Below are 22,805 nucleotides of genomic sequence, written 5' to 3'. Positions count from 1 at the left end.
TTTTGGGGAAATGGTGAATATCCCTGATGCTTACGATGCGATAATGGTGGTCTTGGATCGAGCTTGCCCAAGGGACACAAGTGTTGAACGCGGATGGGAAGCTATTTGTATTTACGCGAAAAAGTGGTTAAGCAGACATTGCGCTGCTAACCACTTTTTTTGTTTACTGAACCGAAAATGCTTTTTTTACCTCATCAAGCGACATAACCATCTGGTCATATAGCTTGCCGTCTGACGTTGCTGGGTCATACGGATTGGATTGGGGTAAGGAAACGACGTACACAAGTCCATGTGTTTGTGCCAGTACCTCCCCCAGCGGCGGTCCTTCCATTTTGGACAGGTGATTCCAATGCGGCACCGTCATGACAAAAATGGTGAGGAGTGAGGACTGCTCCTCTTTTCGTTGATGGGGAGCGAACATAAAATGCGCTTCGTATTTCGTCGGAACATCCAGCTTGCCCTCAAGCGGCTGTTGGCGAGGGGGACGCTTGGTAGTGGATGAGAACTCCTCTACGATGTAATTTCCTTTCCAAGAGGGAGGGATGGTAAAAGCAAATGTCTCGGTGATCGGGATCGGCACTGTGAACTGATTGTTTATGGTTCGACCTTTGACCTCATCTGTTGTCGGTCTTTTGACCTTTGGCTCAGGTTCAGATGGAGGTGCTTGTTGTGGCGGTGGTGCTGCTTGTGGACCTGGCAGCGAACAGGCGGAGAGCAGAAAAATAACGACAAGTCCTACATAGAAGTACGTTACTACTTTCATCACGGCCCTCCTTGATGTATAAAACACTACCGTTTATTCATTCCACGCAAGAAGGAAAACTATTCCATAGGTATGTTATGAATATTTATTCAATAAAACAAATTTTTCTTGAATATCAGAAAATAAATAATTATAATTTAAATCAGAAATCATTTCCGGTATTCGGAAAAACTTATACGCAATTCATCCGGGAGATAAATGGGGGATAGCAGGATGATTGAGGTTAAGCAGCTTGTCAAGTCTTTTGGCCCGTTAACCGTATTGAAGGGCGTAACTCTCACGGTGGAAGAACAGGAAGTGGTCGTGCTGCTGGGAGCCAGTGGTTCAGGCAAAAGTACTTTGCTTCGATGTTTGAATTTTCTGGAATTTTATGACGGCGGAGAGATTCGAATTGGCGGTCAACAGATTGATCCACACAAGACGAATCTGAATCAGTTCCGCGCCGAGGTCGGCATGGTATTCCAGCACTTCAATCTGTTTCCGCACAAGACCGTTTTGGAAAACTTGATCGAAGCACCTGTTCACGTCAAAGGGATGAGTACGGCAGATGCCAAGCAATTGGCGTATGAGCTCCTGAAAAAAGTGAATATGCAGGATAAGGCGGATGTCTATCCGGACATGCTCTCCGGTGGACAGAAGCAGCGGGTTGCGATCGCCAGGGCGCTTGCGATGAAGCCGAAAATCATGCTTTTTGATGAGCCAACCTCCGCACTCGATCCCGAGCTCGTCGGCGAAGTGCTGCAGGTCATGAAGCAGCTCGCTAAAGAAGGAATGACGATGATCGTTGTGACGCATGAGATGGGATTCGCCCGTGAAGTAGCGGATCGGGCGGTGTTCATGCACGATGGACAAATTTTGGAGCAGGGACCGCCGAGTGAATTCTTTGAGAATCCGCAGCATGAACGTACCAAGCAGTTTTTGGGCAGTATCCGCTAAAAAGGTAGTTCAAAAAGTCGTCTTTTGAACACGAATATTAGAGATGAAAAACAGGGGGAATCACAGATGAAAAAACGTGCAAAATGGTCGGGAATTTTGTTGTCTACTGTTCTGTTGGGCTCGTTGCTACTCACGGCTTGTGGATCACAGGGGAGCGCACCTGCAGCGGGTGGACAAGCTTCTGGCGACGGAGCAAAGAAAGATTTTACGTACGCCATGAGTGGCGTGTACAAGCCGTTTAGCTTCAAGGAAAACGGGAATTTGACTGGCTTTGACGTCGAGATCGGGCAAGCGCTGGCAGAAAAAATGGGCATGAACGCGGTGCCAATCACCAATCCATTCGAAACGATTATCCCCGGACTGGACGCGAAAAAATACGACGCTGTCATCGGGAGCTTGACCGTTACACCTGAACGTCAAAAAGCCGTTCTTTTCACGAATCCATACTACCGTTCCGGTTCGCAAATTTTCGTGCAAGAGGGCAATACAACGATCAAGAGCAAAGAGGATTTGAAAGGCAAAAAGATCGGCGTAGTAAAAGCATCCAACTACCTCGATTGGGCGAAAAAGCTGACCGATGAAGACAAAATCACGCAATATGATAGCGATATCACAGCTTTGCTCGACTTGCCGACAGGACGTCTCGATGCAGTCATTACCGACCAGGTAGTAGGCTTGCGATTCATTAAAGAAGGCGGCGGAAAAGTGATTGACGTAGGCGAACCGCTGAGCTTTGACGAGCAAGCAATCGCTGTGCGCTTGGGTGATCAGGAGGCAGTGGATCGGCTCAACAAGGCGTTGGACGAGATCGTCAAAGACGGCACCTATGAAAAGATCAGTCAAAAATGGTTTGGCCGCAATATCCTGCAAAAACAGTAAGTGGGCAACGGGGTGTCCGTGATGGACGCCCCCCTTTTAACGCTTCATGTGAGGAGGATTGCACGTGATCATTGATATTTTTCTATCCAGTTATCCCCTTTTTCTAAAAGCGACATGGCTCACGGTTCAGTTGACGGCAGTTGCGCTGATGCTCGGTTGTGTGGTCGGTCTGGTCATCGCCTTTTTCCGAATATCCGATAACAAAGTATTGAACTACATCGCACACGTCTACATTACCGTCATTCGAGGGACGCCTTTGATCGTACAAATTTGTATTCTGTACTTCGGCTTGGCAAATTTGGTGACGCTCTCGCAGTTTTGGGCAGGGGCCATCGCGCTGGCAGTTCATAATGGCGCGTATATTGCAGAAATTTTCCGTGGGGCCATCCAGTCCATTGACCGTGGGCAGATGGAGGCGTCCCGATCACTCGGAATGTCGTACCCGTTGGCGATGCGCAGAATCATTTTACCGCAAGCGTTCCGTCGGGCGATCCCATCGCTTGGCAATCAGTTTATCATCGGATTGAAAGATTCGTCGCTGGTAGCGTACGTAGGGATGCAAGATTTATGGGGAACCGGTCTTGGTGAAGCAGCTTCCAACTACAAGCAGCTGGAGACGTACATGGTCGTTGGCTTGTACTATCTCGTATTGATCATGATCTTCTCGTATTTCGTGAACAAGCTGGAAGCAAGGCTGGCCAGAGGAAAAGCACCGAATAAACAAACGAAAGATAACACGAGTGTCGCAGCGTAACTTTTTGTCATGGAGGACGAAAGAAGGATGGTTCAATCAGTCGAACGGGCGATGAAAATTATTCGGGTGCTGATTTCAGACGAAAAACCTGCTTGGCCAATTTCGGAGCTAGCGAGTGCAACTGGCCTGCCAATCAGTACGCTCCACCGTTTTCTCGAATCGATGATCCAGTTCGGATTGGTTGAGCAAGACCCAGTCACCAAGCATTACAAGCCGGGCTATACGTGGATGGAAATCGGTTTTATCCTGCATGAAAAGCTGAACCTGCGGGCTGTGGCGAGGCCGTTCATGGAGGAGCTGGCGAATGAAGTCGAGGAGAGCATCTTCCTCAACGTTTTGGCGGGAGGGGATTCAATGCCGATTGAAAAAGTAGAAAGCCCGTTGAAAATTCGCATAGACGAGAATCTAGGGGAGCGGATTCCTCTCACAATCGGCGCCCCTAGCAAAATGATTCTCGCGCATTTGAAGGCGGATGCGATCACAAAAGTCGTTTCTACCCAGCTTACGCAAGACAAGCAGCCCGCATTTTTGGAGCAGCTGAGTGAAGCGAAGAAAAGCGGCTATGCGATCAGCTACGAGGAAAAGACGGAAGGTACCATGGCAGTCGCCGCTCCGATCATCGGCTACGGAAATCAACTCGTCGGAGCGCTCTCGATCAACGCCCCGTGCTTTCGGGTAACCGAAGATCGACTGCCGCTGCTCATCGAAAAAGTGAAGCGCCAGGCCGCGACGATTTCGGCAAGAATCGGCGGAGCATAAGCAAACCCTCCATTCCAGCATCTGTTGGTGGAGGGTTTGCTTTTCTTAATGTTAACCATTGGATCTTTCAATTTTTTCGCCCTGAAAAACTGTGTTAGTGTGAAAGAAACAGTGGGGAGGGGAGATAGACATGTTTCCATTTCGCGTCATAAATCAGGAAACAACGGAAGATGTGCTGGATATGGCCAGCGTGATTGAAGTGGTCGAGCAAGCCTATCAAATGAAATCGAATCAGCAGGCGACGTTGTTTCCGCTCATTTTTCATGAGTTCGTAGAGGGTAGAGCCGACATGGATATCAAATCCGGTCATTTGCCGCAAGCCGATATATTTGGACTCAAGGTCGTCTCGTGGTTCGGTGACAATGAGAAGAAAGGTCTGCCACAGTTAGTCGGAACGGTGATGGTATTGGACAGCCAAACCGGCGTACCGCAGGGAATTTTGAGTGGAGAGCACATTACTTGCATGCGTACGGGAGCCGCAGGGGGTATCGGTGCAAAATATTTGGCACGCCCTGAATCAGAGAACCTGTTGATTGTAGGGACGGGTCACCAGGCTCCTTTTCAAATCATGGCGACCTTGATGACGATGACAGAGATCAAGCGGGTGTACATTTGCAATCCGCGGAACGCAGAAAAGGCACAAAGCTTTGCCGCCCAAATCAAAGATCAGTTGATAACCAAATTCGTCTCCAAGTATACGGGAGAGGAGTACGAGCGGTATGCCAGCCGTTGTGACGTGGAGTTTATCGCAGTGGACAATCTCGAAGAAGCGACAAGGCAAGCAGACATCATCATCACGGCAACCCCTTCACGCAAGCCGATGATCCAAGAGGAGTGGTTGAAGCCGGGGACGCATATCACCTGCATCGGAGCAGATATGGAAGGAAAACAGGAAATTGATGAACGGCTTTTTGCAAAAGCTCGTGTCTTTGTGGATGATATTGGGCAGGCAGTAAGCGTGGGAGAGACGAAGGTAGCTGTAAAAAAAGGGCTGATAGCAGAGAGCGATATTGAAGCGGAGATCGGCAATGTGATCCTCGGACTTGCAGGTGGTAGACAGAGCACAGAGGAGATCACGATTTTTGATAGCACGGGTATCGCGCTCCAGGATTTGCTGACGGCTAACCACATTTTGAAAGTAGCGGATGAGCGCGGTGTAGGTACGATTGTCGATTTGTAGAAACGAAAGCTAGTACAAAGGAGAGGAACGACCTATGAGAATTGCACCCTTTAAAGTAGAAGAATGGATGAACGCCTACGAGATGGAGGCCGTTTACAATATTGCCGAAACATGCGTAGATTCGCTGACGGTAGAAGAGTTGATCCGCCTCTCCGATGAACCGGATGATTTTTTTCGCGAGATGGCGCGCAAGAAGCTAACGTATGGTCATATAGAAGGCTCGCCGGAATTCCGTAGCCTCGTCGCGAGTATGTATCAGACGATGAAGCCGGACAACATTTTGGCGATGAACGGGGCGATCGGAGCGAATTTTCTCACCTTGTTCTCGCTCGTCGCACCAGGAGACGAAGTGATTACCGTCCATCCGACGTATCAGCAAATATATTCAGTACCGGAGTCGTTCGGAGCGCAGGTCAAGCTGCTCAGACTTTTACCGGAAAATGATTTTCTGCCTGATCTGAATGAGCTGCGCTCGCTCGTTACAGACAAGACAAAGCTGATTTGTATCAACAATCCAAACAATCCATCTGGTGCTTTGATGGATGAAGGGATTCTGCGAGAAATCGTAGAAATCGCACGTTCTGTTGATGCCTATCTTCTGTGTGACGAGGTGTATCGCAATTTGCACCAGGACCCGGAGGTTGTGGTGCCATCCATCGTTGACTTGTACGAAAAAGGGATCGCGACTAGTAGCATGTCCAAAGTGTTTTCGTTGGCGGGCTTGCGTCTGGGATGGATTGCAGCACCTCAGGATGTGATCAAAAGCTGCTTCCAGCACCGCGATTACACGACCATCAGCTGCGGGATGCTGGATGACATGCTGGCTGTGCATGCACTGAAAAACCGCGACAAGATCATGGAGCGCAACCTGAAGATTGTTCGGGACAACCTGCAGATTCTCGATGAATGGGTAGCGAATGAGCCGTTAGTCTCTTACGTCAAGCCGCAGGCAGGAACAACCGCGATGCTCAAGTACGAGCTGGATATCCCGTCGGAAGCGTTTTGCATCGACTTGTTTAAAACAACGGGGGCGTTTTTGACACCTGGCAGCTGCTTTGACATGGAAGGCTGGCTACGAATCGGGTACGCCTGCTCGACAGAGGTACTTCAAGCGGGGCTGGCAAAAGTATCGGAGTTTTTGGAGTCACGCAAATAACGGATGAAACGGGAGGAGGAGTGCCCTTTCGGCGAGAGCAAAGGGACACTCCTATCCTGAAATTCTCGCATTCTGGCATTTCTGATCACGATACCGAACTGGAGGGATATCATGAGTCAGCCTAATGTAGATTGGCAGCCGAAAAAACAGAAGAAGCTGTGGGAAGTCAATGTGTTTGCGTTACTTTTTGCCGTGATTGCGGTCGCAGTCATCCTGACGTACATCTTGCCAGCAGGAGAGTATGGACGGGTCGAGGTAAACGGTAGAAGCGTCATTGATCCGGGGTCGTTTCAATGGGTAGAGTCCTCTCCAGTCAAGCCGCTCGGTCTGGTAAACAGTGTGCATACCGGTTTGGTGGAAGCCTCAGGTATTATCTTTTTTGTTTTGATAATTGGCGGAACATTCGGTATTTTAACGGCTACTGGCGCGATTGAAGCTCTCATAGTCACACTATCGCGTCTACTCAGGAATCAAGAGAAGTGGCTGATTCCCATCATGATGCTGTTTTTTGCGGCAGGCGGCTCGCTCATGGGCATGGCTGAAGAAACATTGCCCTACATCGCGATCATGATTCCGCTGGCGATTGCTCTTGGTTTTGATGCAATGACTGGCGCTGCCATTGTGCTGGTAGGAGCGTCGGTCGGCTTTACATCTGCACTAATGAATCCGTTTACAGTGGGGGTTGCCCAAGGCATCGCAGAGCTGCCTCCTTTTTCGGGAATGGGTTATCGAATCGTTGTTTTTATCGTGATGTACATCATATCGACTGCTTTCGTCCTGCGCTATGCGTCCAAAGTCAAAAAAGACCGTTCGCAGGGCTTCTTCGGATTGTTCGAAGGGAAAAACACGGCTGAGCTTTTGCGTGAAGATATGAAGTTGACGGCCAGACATAAAGGAATCTTGGCTTGCTTTGTTCTCAACTTTGTCGTGTTGGTCTTTGGAGTCATTCAATATGGCTGGTATCTCACCGAGCTATCCGGAATCTTTCTGTTGCTGGGAATCATCATCGGAATCGTGGGAAGACTCGGCATCAACGAAATGGTAGACAACTTCATGAAAGGTGCTGCTAGCCTGATAGCCGGGGCCTTGGTCATTGGAGTCGCACGGGCCGTTGTCGTGGTGCTTAATGACGGCCATATTCTCGATACGATTCTTTACTATTCGGCTGGTCTCTTGAATCAATTGCCTGGTGCTCTTACAGCGTTTGGCATGCTCGTCCTCCAAACCGTGATCAGCTTCATTGTTCCGTCCGGCAGCGGAATGGCTGCATTGACCATGCCGATCATGGCGCCTTTGGCAGAATTAGTTGGCGTCACGCGTCAAACCGCGGTTCTTGCCTATCAGTTCGGGGATGGCATATCCAATATCTTCATTCCGACCTCTGGCTATTTCATGGCTGGTTTGGCTTTGGCTGGCATCCCGTGGTTACGCTGGATGAAATGGATTATGCCGCTGATCCTGATGCAGTACGGGATTGCGACAGTCGCAGTTGTCGTCGCGCATCTGATTGGCTATGGACCATATTGACGGGAGGAGATCATGAATGGCACTTTGCACACCAACTCTTGCCCAATGGGCCATCAATGAACGGCGATATTTGCATCAATATCCAGAGCTGTCTGGTCAGGAGTATCAGACAGCGGCCTATGTTCGGAAGTATTTACAGGAATGGAAAATTGAACTGCTGCCATGTGAGCCGCCGAATGTGGTCGGCATTTTGCGGGGGACGGATGGAAAGAAAACCATTGCGTTGCGGGCAGATATGGATGCACTGCCGATAGTTGAAGAGGGAGAGAAGCCCTATCTCTCGAAAAATGAAGGTGTCGCTCATGTATGCGGTCACGATGGACATACCGCCATTTTGCTAGCAGCAGCCAAATGGCTCTCGGAAAATCGCGCAGATGTAGCACCAAATGTACTTTTTCTATTTCAATCCTCAGAAGAAATGCTCCCTAGCGGAGCGCAAGCCATCGTCCGTCAAGGTGTGATTGATGATGTGGACGCTGTCTTTGGGCTGCATCTCTGGCAGCCTCTAGAGAAAGGAAAGATCGGAATCAGTACAGGCGCGATGATGGCGTCTGCTGATGACCTGCGCATCGTCATTACCGGACGTGGAGGACACGGCTCGATGCCGCACGAAACAGTCGATCCGATCTATGTGGCCAGTCAGGTGATTAACGCGATCCAAGGAATCGTGGCACGCTATGTCAATCCGATCGAACCTGCGGTCATTTCCATCTGTCGAATGGAAGCTGGCTCTACCTATAACATCATCCCGAATCAGGCCGTTTTATTTGGAACACTGCGGGCGCAGTCAGAAAAGACGAGGCAGCTCTTGGCTCGCGAGCTGGAGCAGACGATTGGAGCATTGTGTTCGGCATGGGGCGCAGATGCCGAAGTCATGGTAGATTGGGGGACCCCGCCTGTTGTCAACGATGAACGGATGAGCCGATTCGTTGCTGACGTCGTAGCCGATCAATTTGGCGAGAGCCGTCTTACTATTGTGGAGCCGGCTATGGGTGGCGAGGACTTTTCTTACTATTTGGAGCGCAAGCCTGGTAGTTTTATTTTTATTGGAATGGGTGGAGAAAAGAGCAGCTATCCGCATCATCATCCGCGTTTTGACATTGATGAGGATGTCATTCCGACCGCTGTTGAACTATTGATTCAATTAGTGAAAAGATTTTAACAAGGAGGAATCGTTCATGTCGTTGTCCGTATCCTTTCTCGATATTGTAAAAGCTCACAAGAATCTAAAGGGGCAGGTTATCCATACCCCGTTACTTTCATCACCCGCGCTGTCTGCCATCGCAGCTGCCGATGTCTGGATGAAGCTGGAGTGCCATCAGAAAACAGGCTCATTCAAGGCACGCGGTGCGCTTAACAAAATTGCATCCTTGACGGAAGAGGAGCTAGCTCGGGGCGTTATTACCGCTTCAGCAGGCAACCATGCGCAAGGGGTCGCGTATGCGGCTTCGCTTCGAGGTGTGTCGGCCTTAATCGTCGTGCCAAAACCGGCACCGGAGACCAAAAAAGCGGGGATCAAACGCTACGGTGCGGAGTTGGTCGTGCATGGAGACAGCTATGATGACGCGGAAAGTCACGCCTATCAGCTGGCGAAAGAAACAGGGCGCACATTCGTCCATGCCTTTGAAGACAACGAGATCATAGCAGGGCAGGGAACGGCAGCCTTGGAAGCTCTTTTGGAGGAGCCGGATTTTGACGTCATTCTCGTACCTGCTGGTGGTGGCGGATTAATTTGCGGGGTGGCCCTCGCAGCAAAGGCAATCAATCCGGATGTGCAGGTGATTGGGATTCAGACACACGCGTCTCCGCCCTGGTACTACTCGTTCCGCGAAAAGCGGTTAGCTGATGTGGTATACAGCGATTCGCTCGCAGACGGTCTTCATGGGGGAATTACACAAGGCAATCTGGATTTGGCCCTGCAGATCGTCGATGACTTCCTGCTCGTAGAGGAAGAACATGTTGCCCGGGCCATGAGTTGGCTGGCAAAGGAGCATCATCTGATGGTGGAAGGCTCAGGGGCGGTCGGAGTCGCTGCACTCATGCAGGGAACGGTACCCGATCTGGCAGGGAAAAAAGTACTGACGATTCTGAGCGGCAGTAATGTAGATGCTGGCAAGTTGGCGGGGATCATAGAGAAGCACGCATAGGATATCGGTTGAACATAGAGCCACTCTCGGCTACACTTTTTCTAACAAAGGTTGTTCAAGAGGCCGACTTTTTGAACACGCACTTGCACGAAGAAATGGTGTCGTTCGGTGAGGGAGTGGATAATCAATCATGGAGTTACGCAATCTGAAGACATTTCAGGTCGTTGCTGAGCATTTGAACTTGACGAAGGCTGCAGAGCAACTCGGATACAGCCAGCCTACGATTACACTCCAGATTCAAGCATTGGAGCGGGAGCTGGGCCATCCTTTGCTCAATCGGGTAGGAAAGCGCACGTTTTTGACACCGGCAGGAAAAATAGTGAAACAGCATACGGATCAGCTTTTCTACGTTCTCCAGCACATGGCGGAGGGGCTCAATCACTTAGACATGCCTGTAGGTCCGCTGGTCGTAGCGGCTCCAGAGTTTTATTGCATCCAATACATGCCGCAAATTTTGAAAGCGTACGTGGAGACACATCCAAAGGTGAATCTGCAGGTGATTTCTTGCACCAGCCAGGAGGCATTGAAAAAAATCCAAGCGCACGAGGCGGACATTGGAATCATTGCGGGCACCACCGCACAACCGGGTATCCATTCCAGCGTCGTCGACTTGGAACAATTCACCTTGATTGCTTCTCCTGATTTGATGAAGGAAAAAGCACTGGCAGACGCACTTGTGACCTTCCCTTTTTTGTCCTATCAGGAGGGGTGCAATCTCGATGAATTTATTACCCAATGCCTGTTGGAGTTAAACTACATCCCACCCTCTGTCATTAAATGCAGCAGCGAAGAAACAATCAAACGGTCAGTCCTGAATCAAACAGGCATAGCCCTGCTCAGTAAGGTTCTAGTGGAAAAAGAGCTTCGAACAGGCGAACTAATCGAGCTGTACCGCTTTTCCAAGAAAGCAGAAACATCGCTGGTCTGTCTGAATCGTCGAAGAGAAGAACCTGCAATCCAGACCTTCATGGAACTGGTCAAAGACGTTTGGTTATCCGTAAGAGAAGAGTAGTCATGACAAGGGGCTGTCCTAAGAAGTCCCTCAAAAGTAAAGAAGCTCGTAAAACGGTTTCGTTTTTGTGTGGAACGGCAATGATATTGTAAAATGACAGAAGGTAAGACAAATAGGAGATGACAACAAATGAGTAAGCAAGTAAACGAAACCGAACTCGTTATGCATGTAGCTACCAAAACAAAAGTAGACCCGCAAAAAATCATGATCGTACTCAAGCATGAGCAAGCGTACATGAACAGTGCGAAGGCAGATGCAAAAGGTGATGTAGACGTTGATTTTGATGATCTCGTAGATTACGTCATGGGTAAGTCAGATGTGAAGCTGGATGAGATCACCGTCGAGAAGATCCTGGATGTAGAGATGGAATACTTGATTAAAAAAGGAATCGCCGGATACATAGATTAATAGAGGACGTCTGGTTATCAGGAAAAGAAGAGTAGTGTCCCAAGCACATTCCCCCTGTAGAGGGTGATGTGCTTTTATTTTATTTGATAAAAAACCAAAAAATATCTGAAAGACAGTTGCTGCGGTGGGGAGAAGAATATTTCCAGACTAGGCTCAGTGCTCCGTCCCGCGGGGAAGCATGGACTGCCCGCTCCGAAGGGATTAGCGGGGAACCGCAAAAGTGGTAGCCGCTTCATCGCATGGGCACGTTGCGTTTCTTTTGCCCGCTAATCCCTTCTCCGCTCGGTAGGACTCCACAAGTCGCTACGTCTGGAAATATTCTTCTCTGGCGTGACTGAATACGTTCTTCAATCTTTCAATGCTTTTAAAGCCCGATTAACACGGAAAGCTCGTAGAGGAAACAGGAGAAATAAGCGAAGATCTTTGGGACGCCGACCGAGACGCAATGAAAAAAAGAGAAACACGCTTTTAGCGTCCACCTCTGAGACACCTCCTGAATGGACCACTTTGGACGCGGTTTCGCTTTTTGCATGGAGTCGGGCAGTGAACCCCTCAGCGGGTGGGACAAGAATCTGAGCGTTTTCTCCTGTTTCCTCCCCACCACAACAGCGTGACGACCACATTTTTAGTATTTTTTAACAAGGGATATATACACTAAAAACCCAAAAAATATCTGAAAGACAAATGTAAATTGTTTGACTATTGATCGTGGGTGAGCCTATAATTTGGTTATCTTTGTTAGTAATGTTAACTAACTGTGTGGCGGTGATTGATGAAGCGTGCAAGCTCCGAGAAAAACAGGCAACAGTAAACTGGTGAAAAAACTGAACAAAGAAGAAATTCTTCAGCAGGTCATCACGCATGGACAGATCTCTCGTGCAGACATCTCCAAACAAGCCATGCTCAGCCGCCCGTGTGTCTCCGCGCTGGTGGATGAAATGATCCAGGAAGGACTGCTGCAAGAAGTAGGGATGGGCGATTCCAAAGGCGGCCGCAAGCCGATTTTGTTGGAGTACAACTACCAGGCTTATGCAATTGCAGGCGCGATCTTCGAAGGCTCTACACTGGACATGGCCATTGCGGACATGAAGGGCGAATTTTTGGCTCGCTATCGGAAACGACTCGCACAACCAGCGAATGGTGAGACCGTCATCGAGGATTTGGCAGCAGGACTGGATCGCTTGCTTCGGGAAAGCGGCATCCCGCAAGAACGACTGCTCGGCATGGGGGTCGGCTTGCAAGGGGTCACACAACGTGGCAGTGGAACCGTCAGCTTTTCACCTAGCACAGGCTGGATGGGCTCACCGATCCTGCAGACGATCGAAGCGCGACTCGGACTGCCCGTCATTATCGACAATGACGTGAATATGATGACACTGGGCGAGTACGTCCGTGGAGCAGGAGTCGGCCATACCAATGTCGTCTACATGTACGTGGGAACTGGGATTGGGGCAGGTATCATTCTGGATGGACAATTTTATCGGGGGAGTCGTGAAGCAGCAGGCGAGATCGGCTTCATGATGATCGGTCCGGTACATAATCGCCCGAATGGCGCGTCAGGCGTATTTGAGACGCATTATTCGATTCCGGGTATCCAAGAGCAGGCCAAGGGATTTCTCTCTGACCTTCAGGAAGGGTCGAGTGTCATAGAAGAGCTGATCCGGCACGCCAAACAAAATGCAGAAGCAAAGAAGCTTCTGGATGATGTGTATCGACACTGGGCGTACGGGATGGCGAACATCATTAGTATTTTGAACCCGGAAATATTGATCCTGAGCGGGGAGATGGTCCACGTCGACGAAGAAGGGGTGAAGCAAATTCACGAATGGCTGAGAGAATGGGTGCCTGAGGTGCCTTGTCTCGAAAAAGCGAGTCTGGGGGAGCGAGCTGGTTTGATTGGCGCTGTCCATAGTGTTTTGGAAGCGTTTCCTTTCACACGACTGCTTGACAAAGAGTGAGAAGAACAAGAGGGGGAGTTCGTTTTGAAGAAGACAACTAGCAAGCTGAAAACATGGATGAAGGGTGTATTTGTCAGCTCTTTGGCTCTGACTGTGGCCGCATGCGGAAGCGGGGGACAGGAAGCTAAGCCTGCCGACAGCAGCACAGGCGGCCAGCCTGCTGCTCAACCAGCAGATTCATCGGGTGAACCACAAAAGCTGGTTATCTACACCGGACGGGACAAAAACATTTTTGAAATTGTTTTGCCAAAATTCAAAGAGAAGTACCCGAACATTGAAGTGGATACACTCGAGATGGGTGCCCAGCAAATTTTGGAGCGCGTTCGTGCAGAGAAGGCGAATCCGCAGGCAGACTTCTGGTGGGGCGGTACCCAATCTGCTCTAGCTACAGCTGCCAATGAAGATTTGCTGGAGCCTTACAAGCCGACTTTTGCAGACAAGATTCCTGATTTGTACAAAGATCCACAAGATCGCTGGTACGGCGAAATGCTTTTGCCAGAAGTCATCATGTACAACTCGCAGGTGCTGAAGCCAGAAGAAGCACCGCAAGATTGGGACGAATTGCTCGACCCGAAATTCAAAGACAAAATCGTCATCCGAAACGTACTGCCGTCCGGCACGATGCGTACTATTTATTCCGCAATGATCTTCCGTCAAGGGGCGGATACTCCTGAAAAAGGCTATGAATGGCTGACCAAGCTCGATGCTAATACAAAAGAGTACACACAAGACCCGACCAATCTGTACCTGAAGCTGGACCGCCAAGAGGGCGTTATCTCTTTGTGGAACCTGCAGGACGTACTGATCCAAAGCAAAAAGAACAACCATCCGTATGACTTCATCTATCCGAAGAGCGGTGCACCGATTCTCGTAGACGGTGTGGCTCTGGTAAAAGGCGCGAAAAACCTGGATGCAGCGAAAAAGTTCATGGAATTCTTGATGAGCCCTGAAATTGCCGCTCAATTGGCGAAGGAGCGCTTCCAGTTCCCATCTCGTACCGATATCAGCAAGGACGAATTGCCAGACTTCATGAAAAATCTTGAGCTGAAGCCAATGGAACTCGATTGGGCTGTGATGGCTGCAAAAGAAAAAGAGTGGATGCAGCATTGGGATGAAAACATCAAGGGCAAAGGCAAGAAGTAAGGAAGGTATTTTCCAAGCAGCTAGGCGGGAAGGCGTTGTCCTTTCCGTCTAGTCACTTATAGAAGTTGTTTTAATACGGACGCAGCTTGAAATGACTTGCGATGAAGGAGGAAACACAACCCGATGAGCAGCGTAACACTAGATCACGTTTACAAAAGGTTTGGCCAGGCAAAAGGGGTCGAAGATGTTCACATCCATATCGAATCAGGCGAGTTCTTTACTTTTCTCGGTCCGAGTGGCTGCGGCAAAACGACCACCCTGCGCATGATTGCCGGCTTTTATTACCCAACGGAAGGAAATATCCGCTTTGGATCACAGGAGGTTACATCACTTCCTCCCCATAAGCGCAATACCGGGATGGTGTTCCAAAACTACGCGTTGTTCCCGCACATGACAGTTTTTGAAAACATCGCGTTTGGCTTGCAGGTTCGCAATGTTAACAAAACAGAAGCAAAAGAGCGCGTAGAACGGATTATGAAGCTGGTCCGTCTGGAAGGCTATGGCGAACGCCGCATTGATCAGCTTTCTGGTGGACAACAGCAACGGGTAGCACTGGCACGGGCGCTGGTCATCGAGCCGCAGATTCTGCTGTTGGATGAGCCGCTGTCCAATCTGGATGCGAAGCTCCGAGAAGAGACGCGCTTCGAGATCAAGAGACTCCAGCTGGAGCTGGGGATTACCACGATTTACGTTACGCACGATCAGGCTGAAGCGATGTCCATGTCAGACCGGATTATGGTCATGCAGAGCGGCGAAGTACAGCAGATCGGAACACCGCATGAGATTTACCATCGTCCCGTCAACCGTTTTGTCGCTTCCTTTATTGGCGAGACGAATCTGTGGGAAGGGACGGTTACAGGCTTTGACGGAGATGAAGTACAGGTTCGCACGGCTTCCGGACAACTGCTCAGCGGTTATAAGAAAAATGCCTCTCCACGTGTGCAGCTGTCAATCGGAGAGAAGGTGACATTGTCCATTCGTCCTGAGTCCGTTCAGGAGAGCACAGGCAGCGAGGGACAAAATGTGGTGACAGGCTCTGTTATCATGTCTGAATTTACAGGGGCGTGTGTCAATTACGTCACGGAAGTAGGATCGGAAAGCTTGCGCAGCATGTCCATCAATCTGGGAGGATTCATTAAACAACGCGGCGATTCCATCGGCTTACATATACCGAAAGAGAGCATTTATTTTGCCGGATAAGGGGGAAGAAGCTTTTGAGAGCAGAGTTGCAGCAAGCGCCGACAGCAGCCAGACGAAAGTCCATCACCGCTTCACCCGCGTTCGTCTACGTGCTGGTATCGCCACTCTTTTTGATATTGTTGGCTTATATCATTTACCCACTGTTTGAAACGTTCGTCGCGAGTATCAAAATCGAAGAGCAAATTACGTGGAAAAACTACATTCGCTTCTTCAGCCTGGAGCATACTGCCAATCTGGAAGCGTTGTGGAACAGTGTCTATATATCTGTACTCAGTGTGATTACGTGCGGAATCGTCGGAGTAACGATGGCGTTTTTATTGGAGCGCTATGAGTTTCCAGGACGAAAAATTCTTTCTGTTCTGGCTTTGGTTCCGATGGCTTTGCCTCCGCTGATTGGCGTTCTCTCGTTTACCTTTTTGTACGGAGAGAGCGGTATTTTCCCAAGGGCGATCAAAGAGCTGTTTGGGCTTGCCCAGGTTCCCTTTTCGTTAAAAGGAATTTGGGGTGTGGTCGTCGTTCATACGTTTACGATGTACACCTATTTCTACATGACAGCAACAGCAGCAATCAAAGGACTCGATCCGTCCCTGGAAGAGGCGGCAGCCAGTCTCGGAGCGAATCGCTTTACCGTTTGGCGACGCATTATTTTGCCAATGCTCACGCCAGCTATGGTCGCGTCTTCTCTCCTGGTTTTCATGATTTCAATGGCTTCCTATACCGCACCGCTCATTTTCGGAATTGACCGAACAATGACGATGCAAATCTATCTGTCTCGCACCAATGGAGATTTGGATATGGCTGCGACACAGTCTACGATTCTTTCGATTGTATCCATTGCCTTTCTCTTGATTATGCGTTGGTACCAAGGCGCGCGCAATTACCAGAATTTGAGCAAAGGGGTCAGCGTGCACCGTACCGAGATCAAGAGCAAAGCGGGACGCTACACCACGATTGTGCTGTCCTTTATCGGTACAGTCATTCTGATGTTGCCAATTCTCGTATTGGTACTCATCTCCTTCTCGGTGGATGGTACCTGGACGGTGCAAATATTGCCTCCGGAGTATACCTTATCTCACTACATGGATTTGTTCACAGACAGCAAAACCTGGCGCCCGATTCTCAATAGCTTGCAGCTGTCGGCTATCGCGGTGGTCGGGATCGTCATTTTCGGTGTAGCTGCGGCTTATGCCATGGTTCGCCTCAAGTTTCGCGGGAAAACGCTTCTTGATGTACTGATCATGCTTCCGTGGGCATTGCCAGGGACAGTTGTGGCGATCAACCTGATTGCAGCGTTCAGCGAGCCAAATGCATTCAGCTTTGGACAGGTGTTGATCGGAACCTTCTGGATTATCCCGTTGGCGTATTTTGTCCGGCATCTTCCACTGGTGTTTCGTTCTACATCCGCGACTTTGATGCAGATGGACCCATCAGTCGAAGAAGCTGCGCGGAATTTGGGTGCTTCCTGGTGGTACAGCTTCAGACGGGTCGTGTTCCCAATGGCTTTGGGAGGAATTCTCGCAGGTACGCTCTTGGCTTTTGTTCAGTGTATCGGGGAGTTCGTAGCATCAATCCTGATCTTTACACCGAGTACGACGCCATTGTCTGTCGCTGTATTCCAACGCATGTACAGTAATGAATTCGGCACCGCTTGCGCCTATGGTGTCTTGCAAATCGTGGTCATCATCATCGTGTTGTTCATCTCCAGAAAACTGACCGGAGATAAGGCTGGAACTGCCGTGTAGCGACGGATGCCTTCGTGAAAAAGGAGGAGCTTCACGTGGATGTCAGTGAATCGATGGACAAGAAATTACCGGCGGTGCAGCCGACCAGGTTGCCCTGCCCCCCTATTCCCGTATCCGTTCGCACCATGCAAGGGGAACACGGACTGCTCGATCTGTGGAAAGCAATTAAGCCGCTTGCCACTATTGCCAGTGCGATGAACACTGGTGCCCATCCGGACGACGAGCACAGTGCCATGCTGGCTTACTTGGCGCTGGGGAGAGGCGTGTATACCACGAGTGTGATCGCGACGAGAGGGGAAGGCGGCCAAAACGAAATCGGCTGCGAGCAAGGTACCGCGCTGGGGATTATCCGTACACGCGAGCTGGAAGAAGCATCTTCCCTTAGCAATGTGACGCTTGGCATCTTAAGCGAGGAGCTGGATGATCCCATCCATGATTTCGGATTCTCCAAATGCGCCGAAGAAACTTTCCGCAAATGGGGCGAAGAGGTTGTCTACGAGCGATTGATCCGCAAAATCAGAGAGCTGCGCCCCGATGTTGTAGTCGCTTGCTTTGAAAATGAACCGACGACACACGGCCATCATCGGGCGATTACGTTGCTGACACAGCGAGCTTTTCATGAAGCAGCCGATCCACACATCTTTCCTGAGCATATACAGGCTGGACTTTTGCCGTGGCAGATGAAAAAGCTGTATTTGCCCATCATGGACAACGATGATTACCATGTCGCTGTACCCGTTGGGGAATACGATCAAATCTATGGCTCCTCGTATGTCCAGCTTGGTGAGCGATCCAGGTTCATGCATAAGACACAGGGCATGGGTGTTCATTACGATGAAGGCCCGACCTACAATTACTATCGCTTGGATGCATCTGTCTCTGCTGCACCGGAAAAAGAGCGAGACTTTTTTTCCGGACTGCCTTTCAGCTTTGCAGATCTGGCGCAGAGCGTCGCTGCAAAAGGCGGGCAAGAACTCGCGGAAGTGCTTCACCTTATGCACGATGCGGCAACGGATGTATTGAATGCCTACCCTCGTTTTGCTGAGGTGGCACAAAGGGTTCATCGCATGAAGGCTTTGCTTGCGTCCGCACAACAGGAAGTACACAAGGCCCCACTCGACGAAGAAACCAAGATAGATTTGATGTATCGCCTAGGAATCAAGGAAGCGCAATTGCATCGAGCTAGCGCTGAGGCTCTGTCTCTGGTTGTGAAAATCAAGCCGGAGATAGGGGAATGGGTGGCAGGTCAAACGACCACGGTTACGGTTACGGCTTACAACGGCGGCTCGCTAGAGGTTGAGCATGTACAGCTGCGTTTGCGTGTCCCTAAAGGCTGGACGGCGAAACCGCTCACGCCAACTGCGTTTCCGCGACTTGCTTACAACCAGACGGTATGCACGGTATTTGAGGTATCGATTCCTGCACAGGCGGAGCTGTTCCATCCTTACAAGCAGCCCGTGCTCGACGTCGAGGTGCTCTATTTCGCCTTCGATACAGCCAGTACAATTCGTGTGGAGCCAGATAGCCGCGTAGCTGTATTGCCGCCGTATGCCGTGACTCTGACACCGTCAGATGTAGTGCGAAACACGCTGCATACGGATGAGACGATCCCGGTTAAGGTAACACTGAAACAGTACCGTCCGGGAAGCTCTACGGCCAAGGTCGCTCTCGTTGTCCCGGCAGGCTGGACAGCGGAGCCAGCCTTTGTCGATGTTCCGTTTTCATTCCGCAGCGAGACGAAAACGATCGCTTTTACTGTTCATACCAAGCCGCAGGTGAAGAATGGAAAATATCAGATCAGCGCTACGGTCGCAGGGACAGACGGTGTGACAGAGATCGCGCAGGATGTGCAGGTCATTGAATACCCGCATGTCGGCCGCACGTATTTCATCCGGCCCGCTACGCTGACTGTTCAAGCCTTTGACCTGGCCATCCCGAAAAACCAACGGATCGGCTACGTATCCAGCGGCTTTGACAATATGGATAAATACTTGCGCGCGGTCGGGGTGAATTGCCTCAATCTCGACGCAAACGAAATACAATCGGGCGATTTGTCCCGGTATGACACGATTGTTCTCGGGATTCGCGCGTACGGATTCCGCCGCGAATTGATCGAGAGCAACCAGCGGCTTTTGCAGTATGTAGAAAACGGCGGAAATCTCGTCGTTCAATATCACAAGCCGGAGGATAAGTGGAAGCCACACTTGGCACCATACCCCATTTTTATTGGCGAGTCGCTGATTGATTGGCGGGTGACCAATGAGCAATCAGATGTCCGTATGCTGGCCCCTGATCATCCATTGTTTCAGGAGCCGAACGTGATCACTCAAGCAGACTGGGATGGATGGGTGCAGGAGCGCTCCATCTACAATCCTTCTCGCTGGGGAAGCGAGTATACCGAGCTGATTGCGACAAGTGATCCGGGAGAGCCGGAGTTCCGTGGCATTTTCCTCACGGCGCATTATGGAAAAGGGACGTATACGTACAGCTCGCTTGCCTGGTTCCGCGAGATACCACAGCTAGTCCCTGGCGCTTTTCGCTTGTTCGTCAACATGATCAGTCAGAAGCAGTAATGCCCCATCCACTCCGGGCCAACCGTGGGTCGATCCATGGCTACATCAATGAAAAGCAAACGTACATACCGCCATGATTGATATAGACATCAATCTGATTATGGAATGGAGGAGTTGTTCATTGAGTAAGGGGAAACTTGCCAAGCTGTACACGATTACGACTGCAGCGGTGCTGGCCACGAGTCTGGTTATGCCGGTAGCACCCGAGACCGCCCATGCAGACCGCGGGGTTGTCGACCTGTGGAAAGCGATCAAGCCGCTCACCACAGTTGCGAGCGCGATGAACACAGGAGCACATCCGGATGACGAGCATAGTTCGATGCTCGCGTATTTGTCGCTAGGCAAAGGGGTGGACACATCCAGTGTCATTGCGAACCGAGGCGAGGGAGGACAGAACGAGATCGGCAGCGAGCTGGGGAATGCGCTGGGGATCATTCGTACCCGCGAACTGCAGGAAGCTTCCAAAATCACGAACATCCATCTGGAGAACCTCAGTGAAAAAATCGACGACCCGATTTTTGACTTCGGCTTTTCCAAAAGCCCGGATGAAACCCTGCAAAAGTGGGGCGAGGATGTAGCGTACGAAAAGCTCATCCGCCATATCCGGACACTGAGACCCGATGTCGTGATTCCCGCATTTTTGAACGAACCTTCGACTCACGGTCATCATCGCGCGATTAATGTCATTACGGTACGGGCATTCAAGGATGCCGCAGATCCAAACGTTTTTCCGCAGCATGGGAAGGAAGGCTTGGGGCCTTGGCAGGTGAAGAAGCTGTATCTGCCTGCAAAGGAAAAGGATTACTCGGTCAAGGTGCCTGTTGGGGACTATGACGAAATTTATGGTGCCTCTTACGTCCAGCTAGGTGAAGAATCCCGTTTTATGCACAAGAGCCAGGGCATGGGACGCCACTATGACGAGGGGCAAAGCTTCAATTATTACAAGCTGGATCAATCCATCGTAGAGACGAAAGACAAAGAAGCAGACTTTTTCGAGGGAATCGCCTATACCTTTGACGATTTGGCCAAGGAAGTGGCCAGCCAGTCTGGTGGAGAAAAAGTCGCTGGCGAACTGAAAAAGCTGCAAAAGGATGCCGCAGAGGTCATTGCTGCGTACCCAAGCTTTGCCACAGTAGCGAAGGAAGCGCATGAAATGCTGGCGGATGTGGAAAAAGCGACGGCAGCAGTCCAAGCGTCCTCCTTGCCAGCTGACACAAAAACAGACTTGCGCCATCGTTTGGGAGTGAAGAAATCTCAGCTAAACAAAGCTAGTGCAGAAGCACTCTCGCTCGTGACGAAGGTAAAGCCTGAGACAACTGAGCTGGTAGCAGGTCAAACAACGAAAGTAACGGTCACGGCTTACAATGGCGGCCAAGCAAAAGTCGGGAAGATCAAACTCGCGCTGAATGTACCAAAAGGCTGGCAAGCCAAGCCGCAATCGACCACCAGCTTCTCATCACTCGGATACAATCAGACGGTGAAAACGACATTTGATGTCACAGTTCCTTCTGATGCCGCTCTGTTCCAACCGTACGCCGCTCCAGCCATTACGGCAGACATTAGCTACAGCTTCGCAGGCTCGACGGCTAATAGCCATGTGACACCAGCAGATGCCATTGCAGTTCTTCCATCTTTTTCTATGGTGCTGAGTCCGAATGCGACGGTTTTGAATACGCAGAAGCCAGAGGAGCCTATTCCAGTCAAGGTCACTGTGAAAAACTACAATCCGGGTGCTGCAAAAACGAACATTTCTCTCGATGTACCAAAAGGCTGGAGCGTAGAACCACAAGCAGCACCGCTCTCCTTTGACGCCAAGGGAGAAACGAAGTCGGTTGCCTTTACGGTCAAAGCAGACGCTTCGGTAAAGCCGGATAAGTATACAGTGAAAGCAGTAGCGTCGGGCAGTGGCAAAGAGAGCCGACATGGGGCACAGGTCATCCGTTACCCGCATATCGGCACGACTTATTTCGTCCAACCAGCAACGCTTGCGATCCAGGCATTTGACCTGAAGGTGCCAGAAGGACTGAAGGTCGGTTACGTATCCAGTGGCTTTGACAATATCGATCAGTATTTGACGCAATTGGGAGTCGATGTGACCAATCTGTCGGCAAAAGATATCGAGTCTGGCGATCTGGATCAATACGATACGATTGTTCTGGGCATTCGCGCTTATGGATTCCGACCTGAGTTGATTCCTTCGAATGCACGCTTGCTGAAGTACGTGGAAAACGGCGGAAATCTGGTCGTGCAATACCACAAGCCTGAGGATAAATGGAAGCCGGAGCTGGCTCCTTATCCGATCAAAATCGGGGCACCGCTGATTCAATGGCGTGTCACAGACGAAAATTCCAAAGTGACGGTGCTGGCGCCTGATCACGCCTTGTTCAATGCGCCAAACAAAATCACAGAGGAAGATTGGGACAACTGGATTCAGGATCGCTCGGCTTACAATCCATCCGAGTGGGGCAAGGAATACACCGAGCTAATCTCCAATGGAGATGAAGGCGAGAAGGAATTTACGGGTACGTACCTCACTGCCAAGTATGGAAGGGGAACGTACACCTACAGCTCTCTCGTGTGGTATCGCGAAATTCCGGCTCTCGTACCGGGGGCGATCCGTTTGTTTGTCAATATGGTCAGCCCGCAGCAGTAATCATAGATAGAGGGA

Annotated in this window: 18 protein-coding genes; 17 read left to right on the top strand and 1 reads right to left on the bottom strand. The window is 50.3% G+C overall.

Features of this window, described 5'->3' with window-relative positions:
• Window positions 1–163: 163 nt before the first annotated feature.
• Window positions 164–763, bottom strand: a complete 600-nt coding sequence (locus AB1L17_RS08125) for a hypothetical protein (RefSeq protein WP_412846540.1) — start codon at window positions 761–763, stop codon at window positions 164–166.
• A 213-nt stretch (window positions 764–976) separates the two neighbouring features.
• Here AB1L17_RS08125 and AB1L17_RS08120 point away from each other — a divergent pair, with 213 nt between their 5' ends.
• From AB1L17_RS08120 to AB1L17_RS08040, 17 genes are all read left to right on the top strand, one after another.
• Window positions 977–1,699, top strand: a complete 723-nt coding sequence (locus tag AB1L17_RS08120) for an amino acid ABC transporter ATP-binding protein (RefSeq protein ID WP_412846539.1) — start codon at window positions 977–979, stop codon at window positions 1,697–1,699.
• A gap of 66 nt (window positions 1,700–1,765) precedes the next feature.
• Window positions 1,766–2,578 carry an ABC transporter substrate-binding protein gene (locus AB1L17_RS08115; protein ID WP_412846538.1) on the top strand — a complete coding sequence of 271 codons (813 nt, stop codon included), beginning with the start codon at window positions 1,766–1,768 and terminating at the stop codon, window positions 2,576–2,578.
• 64 nt (window positions 2,579–2,642) lie between these two features.
• Window positions 2,643–3,332 (top strand): amino acid ABC transporter permease, encoded by a 690-nt coding sequence (locus AB1L17_RS08110; protein WP_412846536.1) that lies wholly within the window; start codon window positions 2,643–2,645, stop codon window positions 3,330–3,332.
• A 27-nt stretch (window positions 3,333–3,359) separates the two neighbouring features.
• On the top strand, window positions 3,360–4,091 hold the full coding sequence (locus tag AB1L17_RS08105; protein ID WP_412846535.1) for an IclR family transcriptional regulator: 732 nt from the start codon (window positions 3,360–3,362) through the stop codon (window positions 4,089–4,091).
• Window positions 4,092–4,221: 130 nt separating this feature from the next.
• A complete protein-coding gene (locus AB1L17_RS08100; protein WP_412846534.1) occupies window positions 4,222–5,271 on the top strand; it encodes an ornithine cyclodeaminase family protein in 1,050 nt (349 codons plus the stop codon).
• 34 nt (window positions 5,272–5,305) lie between these two features.
• Entirely contained in the window at window positions 5,306–6,427 is a 1,122-nt protein-coding gene (locus AB1L17_RS08095; RefSeq protein ID WP_412846533.1) for an aminotransferase, read from the top strand.
• Between the two features lie 111 nt (window positions 6,428–6,538).
• Window positions 6,539–7,954, top strand: a complete 1,416-nt coding sequence (locus AB1L17_RS08090; RefSeq protein WP_412846532.1) for a YfcC family protein — start codon at window positions 6,539–6,541, stop codon at window positions 7,952–7,954.
• A 16-nt stretch (window positions 7,955–7,970) separates the two neighbouring features.
• Complete coding sequence (locus AB1L17_RS08085; RefSeq protein ID WP_412846531.1) at window positions 7,971–9,116, top strand: M20 metallopeptidase family protein; 1,146 nt, start codon at window positions 7,971–7,973, stop codon at window positions 9,114–9,116.
• A gap of 16 nt (window positions 9,117–9,132) precedes the next feature.
• Window positions 9,133–10,101, top strand: a complete 969-nt coding sequence (locus AB1L17_RS08080; protein ID WP_412846530.1) for a threonine ammonia-lyase — start codon at window positions 9,133–9,135, stop codon at window positions 10,099–10,101.
• A gap of 130 nt (window positions 10,102–10,231) precedes the next feature.
• Complete coding sequence (locus tag AB1L17_RS08075; RefSeq protein ID WP_412846529.1) at window positions 10,232–11,113, top strand: LysR family transcriptional regulator; 882 nt, start codon at window positions 10,232–10,234, stop codon at window positions 11,111–11,113.
• A 129-nt stretch (window positions 11,114–11,242) separates the two neighbouring features.
• Window positions 11,243–11,521, top strand: coding sequence for a hypothetical protein (locus tag AB1L17_RS08070; protein ID WP_412846528.1), 279 nt, complete (start codon window positions 11,243–11,245; stop codon window positions 11,519–11,521).
• Window positions 11,522–12,300: 779 nt separating this feature from the next.
• Window positions 12,301–13,479, top strand: coding sequence for an ROK family protein (locus AB1L17_RS08065; RefSeq protein ID WP_412846527.1), 1,179 nt, complete (start codon window positions 12,301–12,303; stop codon window positions 13,477–13,479).
• 24 nt (window positions 13,480–13,503) lie between these two features.
• Window positions 13,504–14,622 (top strand): extracellular solute-binding protein, encoded by a 1,119-nt coding sequence (locus AB1L17_RS08060; RefSeq protein ID WP_412846526.1) that lies wholly within the window; start codon window positions 13,504–13,506, stop codon window positions 14,620–14,622.
• A gap of 123 nt (window positions 14,623–14,745) precedes the next feature.
• Complete coding sequence (locus AB1L17_RS08055) at window positions 14,746–15,822, top strand: ABC transporter ATP-binding protein (protein WP_412846525.1); 1,077 nt, start codon at window positions 14,746–14,748, stop codon at window positions 15,820–15,822.
• Window positions 15,823–15,836: 14 nt separating this feature from the next.
• On the top strand, window positions 15,837–17,564 hold the full coding sequence (locus AB1L17_RS08050) for an ABC transporter permease (protein ID WP_412846524.1): 1,728 nt from the start codon (window positions 15,837–15,839) through the stop codon (window positions 17,562–17,564).
• A gap of 53 nt (window positions 17,565–17,617) precedes the next feature.
• Window positions 17,618–20,137, top strand: coding sequence for an NEW3 domain-containing protein (locus tag AB1L17_RS08045; protein WP_412846574.1), 2,520 nt, complete (start codon window positions 17,618–17,620; stop codon window positions 20,135–20,137).
• 121 nt (window positions 20,138–20,258) lie between these two features.
• On the top strand, window positions 20,259–22,790 hold the full coding sequence (locus tag AB1L17_RS08040; protein ID WP_412846523.1) for an NEW3 domain-containing protein: 2,532 nt from the start codon (window positions 20,259–20,261) through the stop codon (window positions 22,788–22,790).
• Window positions 22,791–22,805: the final 15 nt, after the last annotated feature.

The organism is Brevibacillus jepli, from assembly GCF_047229145.1.
Taxonomy (GTDB): Bacteria; Bacillota; Bacilli; order Brevibacillales; family Brevibacillaceae; genus Brevibacillus.
The sequence above is the reverse complement of the archived record's forward strand: the minus strand, read 5'-3'. Positions and strand labels throughout refer to the sequence as shown.

Coding starts and splice junctions, on each gene's coding strand:
- AB1L17_RS08095 (WP_412846533.1), top strand. CDS start 5,306: ATGAGAATTGCACCCTTTAAAGTAGAAGAATGGATGAACGCCTACGAG.
- AB1L17_RS08120 (WP_412846539.1), top strand. CDS start 977: ATGATTGAGGTTAAGCAGCTTGTCAAGTCTTTTGGCCCGTTAACCGTA.
- AB1L17_RS08125 (WP_412846540.1), bottom strand. CDS start 763: ATGAAAGTAGTAACGTACTTCTATGTAGGACTTGTCGTTATTTTTCTG.
- AB1L17_RS08080 (WP_412846530.1), top strand. CDS start 9,133: ATGTCGTTGTCCGTATCCTTTCTCGATATTGTAAAAGCTCACAAGAAT.
- AB1L17_RS08075 (WP_412846529.1), top strand. CDS start 10,232: ATGGAGTTACGCAATCTGAAGACATTTCAGGTCGTTGCTGAGCATTTG.
- AB1L17_RS08100 (WP_412846534.1), top strand. CDS start 4,222: ATGTTTCCATTTCGCGTCATAAATCAGGAAACAACGGAAGATGTGCTG.
- AB1L17_RS08055 (WP_412846525.1), top strand. CDS start 14,746: ATGAGCAGCGTAACACTAGATCACGTTTACAAAAGGTTTGGCCAGGCA.
- AB1L17_RS08105 (WP_412846535.1), top strand. CDS start 3,360: ATGGTTCAATCAGTCGAACGGGCGATGAAAATTATTCGGGTGCTGATT.
- AB1L17_RS08070 (WP_412846528.1), top strand. CDS start 11,243: ATGAGTAAGCAAGTAAACGAAACCGAACTCGTTATGCATGTAGCTACC.
- AB1L17_RS08115 (WP_412846538.1), top strand. CDS start 1,766: ATGAAAAAACGTGCAAAATGGTCGGGAATTTTGTTGTCTACTGTTCTG.
- AB1L17_RS08090 (WP_412846532.1), top strand. CDS start 6,539: ATGAGTCAGCCTAATGTAGATTGGCAGCCGAAAAAACAGAAGAAGCTG.
- AB1L17_RS08085 (WP_412846531.1), top strand. CDS start 7,971: ATGGCACTTTGCACACCAACTCTTGCCCAATGGGCCATCAATGAACGG.
- AB1L17_RS08045 (WP_412846574.1), top strand. CDS start 17,618: ATGGACAAGAAATTACCGGCGGTGCAGCCGACCAGGTTGCCCTGCCCC.